16 protein-coding genes are annotated in these 16122 nt (G+C 66.4%); 4 read left to right on the plus strand and 12 right to left on the minus strand.

Annotated elements, in window-relative coordinates; translation table 11 throughout:
- Positions 1–22: 22 nt before the first annotated feature.
- The 4 genes from QRN67_RS13115 (at position 23) to QRN67_RS13130 (ending at position 4158) form a co-directional block, all read left to right on the plus strand.
- Complete coding sequence (locus QRN67_RS13115; RefSeq protein ID WP_234382732.1) at positions 23–667, plus strand: LON peptidase substrate-binding domain-containing protein; 645 nt, start codon at positions 23–25, stop codon at positions 665–667.
- Positions 668–818: 151 nt separating this feature from the next.
- Positions 819–2366 (plus strand): lysine--tRNA ligase, encoded by a 1548-nt coding sequence (lysS, locus tag QRN67_RS13120; protein WP_285412102.1) that lies wholly within the window; start codon positions 819–821, stop codon positions 2364–2366.
- Positions 2367–2368: 2 nt separating this feature from the next.
- The gene (locus QRN67_RS13125; protein WP_285412103.1) at positions 2369–3643 is read left to right on the plus strand and encodes an Hsp70 family protein; all 1275 of its coding nucleotides are present in this window, start codon (positions 2369–2371) and stop codon (positions 3641–3643) included.
- Positions 3643–4158 carry a YgjP-like metallopeptidase domain-containing protein gene (locus QRN67_RS13130; protein WP_081271187.1) on the plus strand — a complete coding sequence of 172 codons (516 nt, stop codon included), beginning with the start codon at positions 3643–3645 and terminating at the stop codon, positions 4156–4158. Before QRN67_RS13125 ends, QRN67_RS13130 begins: the two co-directional genes overlap by 1 nt.
- 18 nt (positions 4159–4176) lie before the next feature.
- Here the strand turns inward: QRN67_RS13130 and nagZ are convergent, their stop codons facing one another.
- The 12 genes from nagZ to QRN67_RS13190 all read right to left on the minus strand — a co-directional run bounded on the left by nagZ (position 4177) and on the right by QRN67_RS13190 (position 16105).
- Complete coding sequence (gene nagZ / locus QRN67_RS13135) at positions 4177–5259, minus strand: beta-N-acetylhexosaminidase (protein ID WP_285412104.1); 1083 nt, start codon at positions 5257–5259, stop codon at positions 4177–4179.
- On the minus strand, positions 5256–5648 hold the full coding sequence (gene acpS / locus QRN67_RS13140) for a holo-ACP synthase (RefSeq protein ID WP_081271189.1): 393 nt from the start codon (positions 5646–5648) through the stop codon (positions 5256–5258). Before acpS ends, nagZ begins: the two co-directional genes overlap by 4 nt.
- A 13-nt stretch (positions 5649–5661) precedes the next feature.
- Positions 5662–6423, minus strand: coding sequence for a pyridoxine 5'-phosphate synthase (locus QRN67_RS13145; RefSeq protein WP_285412105.1), 762 nt, complete (start codon positions 6421–6423; stop codon positions 5662–5664).
- Positions 6420–7190 carry a DNA repair protein RecO gene (gene recO, locus QRN67_RS13150; protein ID WP_081271191.1) on the minus strand — a complete coding sequence of 257 codons (771 nt, stop codon included), beginning with the start codon at positions 7188–7190 and terminating at the stop codon, positions 6420–6422. Before recO ends, QRN67_RS13145 begins: the two co-directional genes overlap by 4 nt.
- 136 nt (positions 7191–7326) lie before the next feature.
- On the minus strand, positions 7327–8292 hold the full coding sequence (gene era / locus QRN67_RS13155; RefSeq protein WP_081271192.1) for a GTPase Era: 966 nt from the start codon (positions 8290–8292) through the stop codon (positions 7327–7329).
- A gap of 7 nt (positions 8293–8299) precedes the next feature.
- A complete protein-coding gene (gene rnc / locus QRN67_RS13160) occupies positions 8300–8986 on the minus strand; it encodes a ribonuclease III (RefSeq protein ID WP_081271193.1) in 687 nt (228 codons plus the stop codon).
- Positions 8987–9003: 17 nt separating this feature from the next.
- A complete protein-coding gene (locus tag QRN67_RS13165; RefSeq protein ID WP_081271194.1) occupies positions 9004–9372 on the minus strand; it encodes a DUF4845 domain-containing protein in 369 nt (122 codons plus the stop codon).
- Between the two features lie 34 nt (positions 9373–9406).
- Positions 9407–10372 carry a signal peptidase I gene (lepB, locus tag QRN67_RS13170; RefSeq protein ID WP_081271195.1) on the minus strand — a complete coding sequence of 322 codons (966 nt, stop codon included), beginning with the start codon at positions 10370–10372 and terminating at the stop codon, positions 9407–9409.
- A gap of 7 nt (positions 10373–10379) precedes the next feature.
- Positions 10380–12191, minus strand: coding sequence for a translation elongation factor 4 (gene lepA, locus QRN67_RS13175; RefSeq protein WP_285412106.1), 1812 nt, complete (start codon positions 12189–12191; stop codon positions 10380–10382).
- Positions 12192–12714: 523 nt separating this feature from the next.
- A complete protein-coding gene (locus QRN67_RS13180) occupies positions 12715–14196 on the minus strand; it encodes a DegQ family serine endoprotease (RefSeq protein ID WP_285412108.1) in 1482 nt (493 codons plus the stop codon).
- 103 nt (positions 14197–14299) lie between these two features.
- Positions 14300–15400 (minus strand): MucB/RseB C-terminal domain-containing protein, encoded by a 1101-nt coding sequence (locus QRN67_RS13185; protein ID WP_503010896.1) that lies wholly within the window; start codon positions 15398–15400, stop codon positions 14300–14302.
- A gap of 27 nt (positions 15401–15427) precedes the next feature.
- Positions 15428–16105, minus strand: coding sequence for a sigma-E factor negative regulatory protein (locus QRN67_RS13190; RefSeq protein ID WP_081271199.1), 678 nt, complete (start codon positions 16103–16105; stop codon positions 15428–15430).
- Positions 16106–16122 lie beyond the last annotated feature (17 nt).

A 16122-nucleotide genomic window follows, 5' to 3' on the forward strand; every position in this document is an offset into this window, starting at 1 on the left:
GATAGCCACGCAAGGCTCTTCGATGACGACACAACCCCTTTTGCATTCACTGCCATTGTTCCCGCTCGGCACGGTTCTGTTTCCGGGCGGCCTGCTTCCGCTGCGAATCTTCGAGGTGCGCTATCTCGACATGATCGGCAAGTGCCGCAAGGCCGATGCGCCCTTCGGCGTGGTGAGCCTCACCAGCGGCAGCGAAGTGCGCAAGGCCGGCGCCGACACCGAGAGCTTTGCCGGCATCGGCACGCTGGCCATGATCCGCGAGTTCGAGTCGCCGCAAAGCGGCCTGCTGCAGATCGAGTGCATCGGCACGCAGCGATTCCGCGTGCGCCATGCCGAGCTGCAGAAGCACGGGCTCTGGGTGGCCGAGGTCGAGGCGGTGAACGACGACGTCGCGCTGGAGATCCCGGACGACCTCAGGCACACCGCCACCGCGTTGCAGCGGCTGCTCGACACGCTGGAAGAACGGCGCCGCGCGCAAGGCGAATCGGTGCGGCTGCCTATCGGCACACCCTACCGGCTCGACGACTGCGGCTGGGTCGCCAACCGCTGGTGCGAGCTGGTGCCAATGCAGCTGGAGCTGCGCCAGCGGCTGATGGAGCTCGACAGTCCGTTGATGCGGCTGGAGCTGGTGAGCGATCTGCTGGCGCGCACGGGCATCACCGAGTAGGCCGCGCTGAACAGGCATCGCATGGGGCAGCTACATTTTTTGTAGCACTTTGTGCAGGATTGACGGGCATTCAGGAGCGGTCTCGGTTCAAACCCGATGGGCTAAAATGCCAGCCCCGCGCACGCTCCCGGTTGCGCGCCACCCGCCTCCCATGTCCGATCAAAAGACCCCTACGCCTCCCACGCCCGCCGTCGACGAAAACCAGCTCATCGCCGAACGCCGCGAAAAACTCAAGCTGCTGCGCACCGCGCAGGTCGAGGGCAAAGGCGTTGCGTTCCCGAACGACTTCAAGCCCGGCCACCGCGCCGCGGCACTCGTCGAGGCACATGGCGCCACCGAAGCCGAAGTCCTCGAGGCGCAAGCCGTTGCCGTGAGCGTGGCGGGCCGGATGATGCTCAAGCGCGTCATGGGCAAGGCCAGCTTCGCAACGCTGCAGGACGCCACCAGCCGCATCCAGCTCTACGTCACGCGCGACGCGGTGGGCGAAGAGGCCTATGCCGAATTCAAGCGCTGGGACCTGGGCGACATCGTCGGCGCCGAAGGCACGCTGATGAAGACCAAGACCGGCGAGCTGTCGGTCAAGGTCATCCGGCTGCGCCTGCTCACCAAGAGCCTGCGCCCGCTGCCCGACAAGTTCCACGGCATGGCCGACCAGGAACAGAAGTACCGCCAGCGCTATGTCGACCTGATCACCGACGAGTCGGCGCGCGTGCGCTTCACCGCGCGCAGCAAGGCCGTGAGCGCGCTGCGCGAGTTCATGGTGGCCAACGACTTCCTCGAAGTCGAGACGCCCATGCTCCACCCCATTCCGGGCGGCGCCAACGCCAAGCCCTTCAAGACGCACCACAACGCGCTCGACCAGGAAATGTTCCTGCGCATCGCGCCCGAGCTGTACCTCAAGCGCCTGATCGTCGGCGGCTTCGAGCGCGTGTTCGAAATCAACCGGAGCTACCGCAACGAGGGCATCTCGGTGCGGCACAACCCCGAGTTCACGATGATGGAGTTCTACGCGGCCTACTGGAACTACCGCGACCTGATGGACTTCACCGAGACGCTGATCCGCACCATCGCAGACAAGGCCGTGGGCACGCAGCAGCTCACCTACCAGGGCAAGCCGGTCGACCTGACCCAGCCCTTCGAGCGCCTGACGATCCGCGAAGCCATCCTGAAGCACACCGATGCCGAAGGCGTGGCCCAGGGCGTGGACGACACCGCCTGGCTCATCGCCGCCCTGCGCAAGATCGGCCTGAGCGAAGAAAAGGACAAGCTCTCGCAGCGCAGCCTGGCCAGCCTGCAGGTGATGTACTTCGAGGAAACCGTCGAAGAGAAGCTCTGGCAGCCGACCTTCATCATGGAGCACCCGACCGAGATCTCGCCGCTGGCCCGCGCCAACGACGAGCGCCCCGAAGTCACCGAGCGCTTCGAGCTCTACATCACCGGCCGCGAGTTCGGCAACGGCTTCAGCGAGCTGAACGACGCCGAGGACCAGGCCGCGCGCTTCAACGCGCAGGTCGCGGCCAAGGACGGCGGCGACGACGAAGCCATGTACTACGACCACGACTTCGTGCGCGCGCTCGAATACGGCATGCCGCCCACCGGCGGCTGCGGCATCGGCATCGACCGGCTGATGATGCTGCTGACCGATTCGCCGAGCATCCGCGACGTGATCCTGTTCCCCGCCCTGCGCAGGGAATCTTGAGCGTGTCGTCACCGTCGTCGCTGCCGACGATCGGCATCGACTTCGGCACCTCCAACTCCGCCGTGGCCTGCCGGGTCGATGGCGTCGCCCGCCTGCTGCCGATCGAAGGCGCGGCCACCACGCTGCCGACCGCGATCTTCTTCAACTCGGAAGACCGCACCACGCACTTCGGCCGCGATGCCATCGCGCAGTACCTCTCGGGCACCGAAGGCCGGCTGATGCGCTCGCTCAAGAGCCTGCTGGGCAGCGCGCTGATGCAGGAGAAGACCGCCATCTACGACGGTCTCGTGAGCTTCGAGGACATCATCGCGCGCTTCCTGCGCGAGCTGGCAGTGCGTGCCAGCCGCGAGCTGGGCCAGTTGCCCGAGCGCGTCGTGATCGGGCGGCCCGTGCACTTCGTGGACGACGATCCGAAGCGCGACGAGCGCGCCGAGGAAAGCCTGCGCGTCGCGGCGCGTGCGGCGGGCTTCCGCGAAATCGCCTTCCAGCTCGAGCCGATCGCCGCAGCCTTCGACTACGAGCAGCGCATCGCCAAGGAATCGATCGTGCTCATCGTCGACATCGGCGGCGGCACCTCGGACTTCACCGTGGTGCGCGTGGGCCCCGACCGCGCCGCGCGCGAGGACCGCGGCGACGACGTGCTGGCCACCAGCGGCGTGCACATCGGCGGCACCGACTTCGACCAGCGCCTGAACCTTGAGCGCGTGATGCCGCATTTCGGCTTTCGCCACCACGGCCCGCAAGGGCGCGAGGTGCCGAGCAAGGTGTTCTTCGAGCTGTCGTCCTGGCACCTGATCAACTGGCTCTACGCCGCCAAGGCGGTGCGCCAGGCCAAGGAGCTGCGCACCAGCTACAGCGACACGCGGCTGCACGACCGCCTCATGAACGTGCTGGAAGAACGGCACGGCCACCGCATCGCCAGCGCCGTGGAAGCGGCCAAGATCGATGCCTCCGTCACCGATGCGGAAACCGCCATCGACCTCGATTGCGCCGAGCGCGGCCTGGTGGCTTCGCTGTCTCCCGCCGACATGGCGCAACAGCTGGCCGGCCCGCTCGAGAACGTGATCGCCTGCGCCCACGCCTGCGTCAAGCGCGCGGGCCTTCGCAGCGGCGACCTCGACGCGATCTACCTGACCGGCGGCTCGTCCGCCCTGCGGCCGTTCCAGCATGCGCTGCGCAAGAGCTTCGCGGGCGTGAACCTGGTCGAAGGCGACCTGTTCGGCGGTGTCGCCACCGGCCTGGCCTGCGTGGCGCGCACCGGACGCGCGGCACGCTGATGAAATACCTGGCGGGCTATCCGGCACCCCTGCTGGACCAGGTCCGCCAGCTGATGGCCGAAGACCGGCTCGCCGGCCTGCTGCTCAAGCGCTACCCCGAAGGCTCGCACGACATCCAGACCGACCGCGCGCTGTACGGCTACGTGAGCGAGCTCAAGAGCGACTTCATGCGCAAGGCCGAGCCGCTGTCCAAGGTGATGTTCGACAGCAAGCTGCACGTGATACGTAACGCGCTGGGCACGCACACCACCGTGTCCCGCGTGCAGGGCGGCAAGCTCAAGGCCAAGCGCGAGATCCGCGTGGCCAGCCTGTTCAAGGACGTGCCGCTTCCCTGGCTGCGCATGATCGTCGTGCACGAACTCGCCCACATGAAGGAGCGCGAGCACGACAAGGCTTTCTATGCGCTGTGCATGCACATGGAGCCGGAGTACCAGCAGCTCGAATTCGACCTGCGGCTGTACCTGACCCATCTGGAGACGGGCGGGGAACGGCTCTGGCGCCCCCCGGCCGCCTGAAGAAAAAGAGCGCTCGGCTCAGACGGCCGCCAGCAGGCGCAGCGCATCGCGGTGAGTGCGCGACGCGGAAAGCGTGTCCCAGTCGGGCGCGGCCTCTTGCGGCAGCAACGCGAGCCTGCGTGCCTCGCTCGCCGCATCCGGCCGCCATTGCCCGTTGCGCGAAGCCGCCTCGAAGCCATCGAGGAATTGGTCGAGCACCAGTCCGTCGCCGATGCTCTGGTTGCACAGCAGCGCCACGTCGCAGCCCGCCGCCAGCGCCGCCAGCGCGGCGTCGGTGTAGCTCAGCAGTTCGCCGTCGATGTAGCGCCCCGCTTCCATGCTCAGGTCGTCGCTGAAGACCGCGCCGCCGAAGGCGAAGCGCTGGCGCAGCACCGCCTTGAGCCACTTCGACGAGAACCCCGCCGGCCGCTTGTCGACCTTGGGGTAGATCACGTGCGCCGGCATCACGGCGGTGAGCGTGCCGGCCAGCCAGTCGTAGGGCCGCGCGTCGTCGTTCAGGATGTCCTTGAGGCTGCGCTTGTCGACCGGGATCTCGACGTGCGAATCGGCCGTGACGAAGCCGTGCCCCGGAAAATGCTTGCCGCAGTTGCGCATGCCCTTTTGCAGCATGCCGTGCATGACGCTCTTGGCCAGCAGCGCCACCACGCGCGGGTCGCGGTGGAAACTGCGGTCGCCGATCACGCCGCTGCCGCCGTGGTCCAGGTCGAGCACGGGCGCGAAGCTGAAATCGACGCCGCAGGCGCGCAGCTCGGCCGCGAGCACCTGGCCGGCAGCCGTCGCGGCCTGCGTGGCGCGCATGGCGTCGCGCATCCACAGTTCGCCCAGGACGCGCATCGACGGCAGTCGCGTGAAGCCGTCGGTGCGAAAGCGCTGCACGCGGCCGCCTTCGTGGTCGACGCAGATCAGCAGGTCGGGGCGGATCGCCTTGATCTCGGCATTGAGCGCGGTCATCTGCGCCCGGTCCTGCCAATTGCGGGAGAAATGGATCACGCCGCCGACCAGCGGGTTGGCAAGGCGCCGGCGGTCCGCCGCGTCGAGTTCGGTCGCGGCCACGTCGATGATCAGCGGCGCATGGGGGCGAGCAGCAAGCTCGGGGGTCATACCTTCTCCACCACCACGAAGCTCGCGGCGTATTCGTTTTCGTCGGTCACGGTCACGTGGGCCGTGAGCCCTTGTGCCTCGAACCAGTCCTTAAGGCCGCCGTGCAGCACGATGACCGGCTTGCCGCTGGGCAGGTTGGCGATCTCGCACAGGCGCCAGCTCATGGGCATGCGCATGCCCATGCCGATCGCCTTGCTGAAAGCCTCCTTGGCGGAAAAGCGGGTCGCGAGGTAGCTGATGCCGCGCTTGGGCCAGCGCGCGCTGCGGGCCTTCCAGACCGCGAACTCGGCGTCGCTCAGCACCTTGCGGGCGAAACGCTCGCCCTGGCGCTCGAAGGTCGCGGTGATGCGCCGCAGGTCGCAGATGTCGGTGCCAATGCCGTAGATCATTCGGCGCCGGCGCTCATTGCTGCGCCTCGCTGATGCATCGCAGGTAGTCGTGGGTGGTGGCGGCATAGCCGAGTTCGAGGGCGTCGGCCACGAAGGCATGGCCGATCGACACCTCCAGCACGCCGGGCACCGCGCGCAGGAATGCAGTCAGGTTGTCGCGGCTCAGGTCGTGCCCGGCGTTGATGCCCAGGCCCGCGGCATGGGCCGCGCGCGCCGTGTCGGCATAGCGCTGGAGCACGGCCTGCTCGTCGGGCGTACCGCGCGAGGCGGCATAGCCTTCGGTGTAGAGCTCGACGCGGTCGGCGCCCACGGCCTTGACGGCGGCCATCATCTCGGGAATCGGGTCCATGAACAGGCTGACGCGCACGCCCAGCGACTTGGCCTCGGCGATCAGCGGGCGCAGGCGCTCGGCATCGTCGGGGAAGGTCCAGCCGTGGTCGCTGGTCGACTGGGTTTCGCTGTCGGGCACGAAGGTGGCCTGGTGCGGCTTCAGCGTGCGCACGAAGTCCATCAGGTTCTGGAACGGGTTGCCTTCGATGTTGAACTCGATGGCGGGCCAGTCCCTGGCGAGCAGCTCGGACAGGTCGCTCACGTCGTGCGCGCGGATGTGACGGGCATCCGGGCGGGGGTGCACGGTGATGCCCTGCGCCCCGGCGGCCAGGCACGCCTGCGCGGCCTTGACCACGCTCGGGATGCCCAAGTGGCGCGTGTTGCGGACCAGGGCCACCTTGTTGAGGTTGACGGACAGCGAGGTGACGTTGCCTGAGGTGCTCATAGTGCTTGCAGATCTCTCATCATTTGCCGCGTGCGCAGCGTGGACACGCCGCAATGGTAGTTGAGCAAGGCGCGCAGCTGGTTCCGCAGGGCGCTGTTGCTGCCGGCGTTCATGGTGGCCACTTCGCGCAGCGTGGCGGTGAACGGGGCGCGGTCGTCGAGCACCGACTGCAAGGCCTGCCAGTCGGCGCCGGCCAGCGCGGCCTCCTTGCCGTCCGCCTGGCGCAGGCCGGCCTCGGGCACGAGGCTGTAGCGGGTGTCGGCCACGAGCGGCTCCAGCGTCAGGGTCTGGACCTCGAGCGACGGCAGCAGCCCGACCCCGCGCAGCAGCAGCAGTTCGAAGGCGCGCAGCGCGGCCGCATGGGTGGCCGCCTGGGCGCCGGCGTGGTCGCCCGCCAGCACCTGCACCACGCCCGCATAGGCGTCGAACAGCGCTTCGTGAGCATCGTCGCGCGCCAGCAGGCGCAGCAGCAGTTCGTTGACGTAGTAGCCCGACAGCAGCGCCTCGCCGGTCGGCATGACGTGGCCGCCCATCCACTCGGCGCCCTTGAGCGTGCGGATCTCGGCGTCGCCGCCGTAGTTGAGCTGCAGCGGCTGAAGCGGCAGCAGCACGGGCCGGAAATTGGAACTCGGCCGCTTCGCCCCCTTCGCCACCAGCGCGATGCGCCCGTGGTGCCGGGTGAAGACCTCGAGGATCAGGCTCGACTCGCTCCAGTCGTAGCGGTGGAGCACATAAGCCGGTTCGTGCGAAACGCGGTGGGTGGCCATGTCAGTGCGCTAAGGAGCATCGAGGCTTGAGGCCGGCAAACGCCGCGGAACCGGCTTTGCCGGGCCACTGGCGTTGCCCCCTGCAAGGGGGTTGGCGGCTACGCGAAGCGAGCGAGCCTGGGGGTTTGCCTGTCTGTTATTCGTAGCCGAACGAACGGACCCGGGCTTCGTCGTCGGCCCAGCCCGAGCGCACCTTCACCCACAGTTCGAGGAACACCTTGGCATCGGCCAGCTTCTCCAGCTCCACGCGGGTTTCCATGCCGATGCGCTTGATGCGCTCGCCCTTGTCGCCGATCACCATGGCCTTGTGGCCGTCGCGCTCGACCACGATGGTGGCGGCGATGCGCAGCAGGCGCTTCTGGCCCTTCTTCTGGGGCGGCTCTTCCTCGAACTTGTCGATGATGACGGTCGAGGTGTAGGGCAGCTCGTCGCCGGTCAGGCGGAACAGCTTTTCGCGCACCAGTTCGCCCGCGAGGAATTTCTCGCTGCGGTCGGTGAGCTCGTCTTCGTCATAGAACCAGGGCTGCTCCGGCAGGTACTTCTTGCAGATGTCGAACAGGCGCTCGACGTCCTTGGCGTTCTTGGCCGACATCGGCACGAACTCGGCGAAGCTGTGCTTCTCCTGCATGGTCTGCAGCCAGGGCGCGATGTCGCCGCGGCGGTGCACGTTGTCGAGCTTGTTGGCCAGCAGCACCGTCGGGATGCCCTTGCCGAGCAGCTTGAGCACGCGCTCGTCGGCCGGCGTGAAGCTGCCCGCCTCGACCACGAAAAGAATCAGGTCCACGTCGCCGACCGCGCCCTGCACGGTCTTGTTGAGCGACTTGTTCAGCGCGTTGGCATGCAGGGTCTGGAAACCCGGCGTGTCGACGAACACGAACTGCGTGGCGCCCAGCGTGCGCATGCCGGTGATGCGGTGGCGCGTGGTTTGCGCCTTGCGCGAGGTGATGCTGATCTTCTGGCCGACCAGCGCATTGAGCAGCGTCGACTTGCCCACGTTGGGCTTGCCGACGATGGCGATGAGGCCGCAGTGCTGCGGCCCGGTTGCAGGCGCATCGCCTGCGGTGTCTTCGGGTCCCGCTACGGGATTGATAGCATCGTTCATTCTGATTTCACGCGGCGCCGCGTGCCTTGAGCCGGATCAACATGGCGGCCGCGGCAGCCTGCTCGCCGGCGCGGCGCGAGCCGCCGATGCCGCGTTCGCGAAGTCCCAACTCGGGCACCTCGCACTCGACATCGAAAGTCTGCTTGTGCGCCGCGCCCAGTGTGGCGGCCACGCGGTACACCGGCAGCTTCATTTTGTGGCCCTGCAGCCATTCCTGCAATTCGGTCTTCGGATCTTTCGCCGCGGCTTCCATGCGCGGATTGATCTCGACCGCTTCGTAGAGCCGGTGCACCAGCGCCTGGGCAGCCGCGAAACCGGCGTCGAGATAGACCGCGCCGATCAGCGCCTCGAGCGCATCGGCCAGGATCGACGGGCGGTTGGGGCCGCCGGAACGGGCCTCGCCTTCGCCGAGCTTGAGCAGCGGCGACAGCGCCAGCCCGACCGCCAGTCGGTGCAAGGTATCTTGCTTGACCAGGTTGGCGCGCACGCGCGAAAGGTCGCCCTCGGGCAGCGCCGAAAGACGGATGTAGAGCAGGTGGGAAACCGCGAGATTCAGCACCGAGTCGCCGAGAAACTCCAGGCGCTCGTTATGGTCGGCCGAGAAACTGCGGTGCGTGAGCGCGAGCTGGAGCAGCCGCGGATCGGAGAAGGTGTGCTGGAGACGCGCCTGCAGCGCGACAAGGCTGCCGTCCACCTTTTTAAGCGCCGCGTTCAGCGGGTCTCGCCCTTGTATTTGAGCGTCAGGTAGGCCGGGCCGAACAGAGGAATCTCGCGCTCGTAGGCATACGAGACCACCACCTTGTCGCCGACCTTCTTGATGTCCAGGTCCTTGCCGCTGACCGACTTGAAGTCGTCGATGGCTTGCGCGCGGTCGAAGATGGCGCGCACTTCGGGCACGGTCGTGCCTTCCTTGGCCTTGTTGGCGGCCTTGTCGATCGCCTGCCACTCGATCAGAGTCGGAATGACCTGCGCGACGACCACGCCCACGCACGCGAGCACGACCGCGACGAACACCAGCCCGATGAACGAAATGCCGCGCTGTTGCGACGCCCTGCCGGCGACAGACCGATGTGTTCTCATGCCCTCTTACCCCTCGAACGATGCCGATGACGGCTTATTGAAACGGACCGATGCGTCCCAGGTCGCCGAAATTCATCCAGACGAAGAACGCCCGGCCAACGATGTTCTGGTCGGGGACGAAGCCCCAGAAACGCGAATCCGCCGAATTATCGCGGTTGTCGCCCATCATGAAATACTGGCCGGCGGGCACTTTGCAGACCACGCCTTCGACCGAGTAGCGGCAGTTCTCGCGGCCCGGGAAGTCGCTGGCGCCCGGCACGAAGTTGGGTGCCGCGTCGTCGTTGAGGATCTTGTGCTGCTTGCCGCCGAGGTTCTCGGTGAACTGCTTGAGCAGGCGCATCGATTCGCCGTCGAGGTAGTCGGCGTCCGGCGACTTGGACACCGGCTGACCATTGATCATGAGCTTCTTGTTCAGGTAGGACACCTCGTCGCCCGGGATGCCGACCACGCGCTTGATGTAGTCCATGCTGGGCTTGGGCGGGTAGCGGAACACCACCACGTCGCCGCGCGCCAGCGGCGTGCCGTCGGTGATCTTTGTGTTGATCACCGGCAGGCGCAGGCCGTAGGTGAACTTGTTGACCAGGATCAGGTCGCCGGTCAGCAGCGTGGGCATCATCGAGCCCGAAGGAATCTTGAAGGGCTCGTACAGGAACGAGCGCAGCAGGAACACCACCAGGATCACTGGGAAGAGCCCGGCGGTCCAGTCGAGCCACCAGGGCTGCATCAGCAGGCGTTCGCTCGCCTTGGCGTCGGCGGTGTCGACCTGCTTGATGCCCTGCCCGGCCAGCCGCTCGTTGCGCTCGGCCAGCGAGGCTTCGAGCCTGGCGGCGGCCTGCTCGCGCTTCGGCAGGAAATAGAAGCGTTCGGCCAGCCAGTAGAGGCCGGTGACCACCGTCGCCAGGAACAGCAGCAGTGCGAAGTTGCCTTCGATCGCGCCGAAATACCAGGCACCGACATAGCCGGCGAAAACCGCGAGTACCAGGGAGGTGAGGAATGCCATTTTTTGATCAGTCTTCGACTTGCAGAATCGCGAGGAAGGCCTCTTGCGGGACCTCGACGGAGCCGATCTGCTTCATTCTTTTCTTGCCGGCCTTCTGCTTCTCGAGCAGCTTCTTCTTGCGGGAGATGTCGCCGCCGTAGCACTTGGCCAGCACGTTCTTGCGAAGGGCCTTGATTGTCTCACGCGCAATGATGGTGACACCGATGGCCGCCTGGATCGCCACGTCGTACATCTGGCGCGAAATGATCTCGCGCATCTTCGAGACCACCGCCCGGCCGCGGTACTGCGACTGGCTGCGGTGCACGATGATCGACAGCGCGTCGACCTTGTCGCCGTTCAGCAGGATGTCGACCTTCACCACGTCGGACGCGCGGTACTCCTTGAACTCGTAGTCCATGGAGGCGTAGCCGCGGCTCACCGATTTCAGCTTGTCGAAGAAGTCGAGCACGATCTCGCCGAGCGGCATCTCGTAGGTCAGCATGACCTGGCGGCCGTGGTAGGCCATGTTCATCTGCACGCCGCGCTTCTGGTTGGCCAGCGTCATGACGGAGCCGACGTATTCCTGCGGCATGTACAGGTGCACGGTGACGATCGGCTCGCGGATCTCGGCCATGCGGCCGACGTCGGGCATCTTGGACGGGTTCTCGACCATGATCACCTCGCCGTCGTTCTTGACCACCTGGTAGACCACGCTGGGCGCAGTCGTGATCAGGTCCTGGTCGAACTCGCGCTCCAGCCGCTCCTGCACGATTTCCATGTGCAGCAGGCCGAGGAAGCCGCAGCGGAAGCCGAAGCCCAGCGCCTGGCTCACTTCGGGCTCGTAGCGCAGCGACGAATCGTTGAGCTTGAGTTTCTCCAGCGCGTCGCGCAGCGAGTCGTACTCGCTGGCTTCGGTGGGGTACAGGCCCGCGAACACCTGCGGCTGGATTTCCTTGAAGCCGGGCAACGCCTCGGTTGCCGTGGCCGCCGCACCGCCGGTGCCCGGCTTGATCAGCGTGACCGTGTCGCCGACCTTGGCGGCCTGCAGTTCCTTGATGCCCGCGATGATGTAGCCCACCTCGCCCGCCTCGAGCGAAGGCCGCGGCTCGTTGGCCGGTGTGAACACGCCCACGCTGTCGGCGTTGTACATCGCGCCGGACGCCATCATCTTGATGCGCTCGCCCTTCACGAGCCGGCCGTCGACCACGCGCACCAGCATGACGACGCCGACGTACGGGTCGAACCAGCTGTCGACGATCATCGCGCGCAGCGGGCCGTCGGGGTTGCCGCGCGGCGCGGGCATGCGTGCGACGATGGCTTCGAGGATGTCGTCGATGCCGACACCGGTCTTGGCGGAACAAGGAATCGCGTCGGTCGCGTCGATGCCGATCACGTCTTCGATCTCGGTGCGCGCGTTGTCGAGGTCCGCGTTGGGCAGGTCGATCTTGTTGAGCACCGGCACCACTTCGACGCCGAGGTCGAGCGCGGTGTAGCAGTTGGCCACCGTCTGCGCTTCGACACCTTGCGATGCATCGACGACGAGCAGCGCGCCTTCGCATGCGGACAGCGAGCGACTCACTTCATACGAGAAGTCGACGTGGCCCGGCGTATCGATCAGATTGAGGTTGTAGACCTGTCCGTCGCGTGCCTTGTAGTGCAGCGCCGCGGTCTGTGCCTTGATGGTTATCCCACGCTCTTTCTCGATGTCCATCGAGTCGAGCACCTGCGCTTCCATCTCGCGTTCCGCGAGGCCGCCGCAGCGCTGGATCAAACGGTCTGCGAGCGTCGACTTGCCATGGTCGATGTGCGCAATGATCGAAAAATTTCTGATGTGATTCATCAACGGGAACGCTTAAGTACTTGAATTGGCTCGCGCGCAGAGGGCGACAGGCAAGAAAAAAGGGCGCGTCTTCTGGAGACGCGCCCTGAACCAACAAGCAATGGCAACTGCAGTAGTTGGAACTTCATTGTAGGCAAAAAGGGAAGCACGTACATCCGGGAACAGGCTCCAAAGGGGTCGTTGCAGGTCCACAACATCAAAGATATAAACAGGTTATCAACAGGATCGGTGGAGCAGTTACTGAACAACTTGTGGGCGATCTGTGGAGCACCGGTGGACTGCTGTCTGACATCTCGCATCGTGAAGGCCAGCGCACTCCTTATGCGCTGGCCGGCCGTCGAGGGTGCTCTATTCTACCGAAATTCGTTCTTAGGCCTTTTATAAGTTAGTAGGCACAAACAAAATCAGAGGGTTTCGGCCTCCCAGATTTTTTTTGGGGCACGGCGCCAGAACGTCGTAAACACCTCAAAAAAACGGCCCCAAACCCGACTGCCGGGTGGGGCCACTTGACGCCAGCGTCAGATCAGCGTGTGGGGCGGATCAGGGCGTACTGCGCCCAGTCACCGCGGCGGAACAGCACGCTGAGCGCCTTGCTCTTGTCGGCCTTGCCGATGGCGGACTCGAATTCACGCGCGTTCGCGATGTCCGAATTGCCCACGGCCAGGATGATGTCGCCCTCGCGCAGGCCCGCGCGCGCAGCGGCGTCGCTGGCAGCATCGACCTTCACGCCGCCCTTCAGCTTGAGCTCTTTCTTCTGCGCGTCGGTGAGGTCGCTCACGGCAAGGCCGAGCGATTTGGCGGCCGCGGATACCGGTGGCTTGGCCGGCGTTTCGTCTCGGTCGGTCGCGCGCTTGCTGGGCTTGTCGGGTTCGATCTCTGCGATGGTCACGCTGAGGTCGCGCGACGCACCGCGGCGGAACACCGTGAGCGTGCTCTTCGTGCCGGGCTTGGTGTTGCCCACCAGGCGCGGCAGGTCGCTCGGCTTCTCGATGGCCTTGCCGTCGAACTTGGTGATCACGTCACCCGGCTCCACGCCGGCCTTCTCGCCCGGCGATCCGGCCTCGACGCCGCGCACCAGCGCGCCCTGCGCCTTGCCAAGGCCGATGGCCTCGGCCACGTCCTTCGTCACTTGGTCGATCTGCACGCCGATGCGGCCGCGCGACACGCGGCCCGAGGTGCGCAGCTGGTCGCTCACGCGGATCGCCTCGTCGATCGGGATCGAGAACGAGATGCCCATGAAGCCGCCCGAGCGCGAGTAGATCTGGCTGTTGATGCCGACCACCTCGCCGCGCATGTTGATCAGCGGGCCGCCCGAGTTGCCGGGGTTGATGGCCACGTCGGTCTGGATGAACGGCAGGTATTCGCCGGTGTCACGCTGCTTCGCGCTCACGATGCCGGCGGTGACGGTGTTCTCGAGGCCGAACGGCGAGCCGATGGCCATGACCCATTCGCCGACGCGCAGCCTGGAGATGTCGCCCACCTTCACGGCCGGCAGGCCAGTGGCCTCGATCTTGACGACCGCGACGTCGGTGCGCTTGTCGGCGCCCACGATCTTGGCCTTGAACTCGCGCTTGTCGGGCAGCGTGACCAGCACCTCAGAAGCGTCTTCCACCACGTGCGCATTGGTCATCACGTAGCCGTCGGCCGTCAGGATGAAGCCGGAGCCCACGCCGCGGGGGCGCTCCTCTTCCTGCGGTTGCTGCGGCCGGTTCTGGCGCGGGCCCGAACGGGGCGCGCCCGGCAGCGGCTGGCCGAAGAAGCGGCGGAAGAACTCCTGCATCTCCTCGTCCATCTCGCCGTTGCCGGCGCGCGGCGTCACCTTCTCGATGGTGCGGATGTTGACGACGGAGGGACCGACCTGGTCGACCAGGTCGGTGAAATCGGGCAGCGTGCGCGTCTGCGCGTGCACGGGCTCGACAGGCAGGAAGCTGGCGCCTGCCGTGAGCGCAAGCGCGAAAGCCAAAACACCGGAACGAAGCTTGTGTCCCTCGACTTTGAAGATCATCGGTTTTCTTTCAAAAGAGCAGAGCGGCTAAAAAACAAGTGCTATGAGTCTGCGGCACAGGCTTGGTTCAGCGCAACCGGCCTTGCGCGGCAAATGCGTCGAATCAGCGCGTGCGCGCGAGGCTCTGGGCGAACGCGTTGAGTGTCTGCTGCGGCACTTCGCCGACCGCGGTCAGCCACCAGTCGCTGGCGGGTTCCGGCAGGCGCCGGCGGATCGCATTGGTGGCGCCGATGGTCAGCACGCCGTCGCGCGGCGCGCGCGCGGCATCGTAGCGCTCGATGAAGAGCGATACCGAGGCCAGTCCGTCGGAGAAAGTCCACTGGACCGTGGTCGCGTCCTGTTGTTTCTGCTTGCCGCCGCTGTTGTTGTTGCTGCTGCTCTCGCCGCTCGGGGGACGGCGGAAGAAGCTGCGGGGCTTGAATCCGGCCACCGGCGTGCTGAGGGTCCAGCCCTCGTCCTGTGCGCTGGAGCGCTCGAGCTCGAGCTTCTCGATGCGGTAGCCGGAGGTGTTGGCCATCATCTGTGCCAGCGCCTGCGGCTTCACGGGTGCGTCGAGCTGCAGTTCGGAGAACGCCGACTGCTCCACCACGCGCGATTCGCTGTCGATGGTCTGCAGCTTCACCACGAGGCCGGATCGGCGCTCGCTCCAGACGCGGTAGCCGAAGCGCAGCGCGTCGTGCGGCACCAGCTGCACCACGTCGGCGTCGAAGCCCGCCACGCGGTCCTTGCCGATCGCACGCACGTCGTAGAAATCGCTGATCGACGAATCGGGCTTGTCCGGCAGGTTCGGGAAGAGATCGAGGTTCTCCCGCTTCTCGACCTTGACGACCTTCGCTTCCGGCAGGAAGGTCATGACGTTGCGGTTGCGCCGGAAGGTCGAACGCGGCGGTCCCGACAGGGCCTCGATGCGCTCGATCTGGTGCTCGCCGTCGCGCACGTGCCAGATGCGCGCGCTCGACAGGTCGCCGCCCGGCGCCGACACCACGAAAGTGCCCACGTAATTGCGCTGCCGGGCTCCCGTGTGCATGCGCTGCAGCCACTCGGTGACGCTCATTGCCGGCGGCTCGTCCGTCTGCGCCGCGGCCGCGCTCTTGGGATTCACCGCGGCGCCTGAACGAGGCTGCGCGATGGAAACCTGCGCCAGGCAGAAAGCTGCAAACACGAGCACGCAGGCGCGCGCGGAAATCGGCATCTGAACGGTCATTAGGGGCGGGCTGCTAAGGGCGCGCTGTCAGCGCGTGGGTCCCTCGAAAGTGGCATTGCGCAGGAAGCCCGAAGGCATTTGCGAAGCGCCGCCGGCCTGCTGGTGCGCTTCGAGCAGTTGGTCGAGCCGCGGATCGCGCAGCATGACCTGCGGAGCGCCGTTGCCGACGATGACGCGCGTGGGCGTCAGCGTGCCGCCGGCGGGCTGCTGCGGGCCGTTCAGTGCCGCAGCGGCCAGCACCGAATTGACGGCCGGCTGTTGTTGCTGCTGGATCGACGCGAGTTGCGCGCCAGGCTGGGGAATGGCAGCGCCGTTGCCGACCAGCGTCCAGCCGATGGCGGCCACCGCCATCAGCGAGGCGGCACCGGCCACCAGCTTCCAGCGGAACACCGGCTCGTTGGCCGCCTCCGCCCTGCGCTGCAGGGGAAGCGCCACAGGCGCGGCGACTGGCGCCGCCGCGGGAGCGAGCACCACGGGCTCCGCGGCCAGGCGTTGCTGGAAGCGCGCCAGGAAGGCCGAGCTGTCGCTGCACGGCGAATGGGAGCCCGAACGCAGCACGTCGCCCACCACGTGATAGGCCTGCCAGGTCGCGCGCGATTCGCTGTCGGCGCAGATGGCCTCGATCGCCTGCGCGAACGACTCGCCCTGCAAATGACCATCCGCAAGTGCGGACACCTGTTCCCGAACCGTCATCGTCTGATTCATTTCATTCACCTGCTTAC

The organism is Variovorax sp. efr-133-TYG-130, assembly GCF_030208835.1.
Lineage (GTDB): Bacteria > Pseudomonadota > Gammaproteobacteria > Burkholderiales > Burkholderiaceae_C > Variovorax.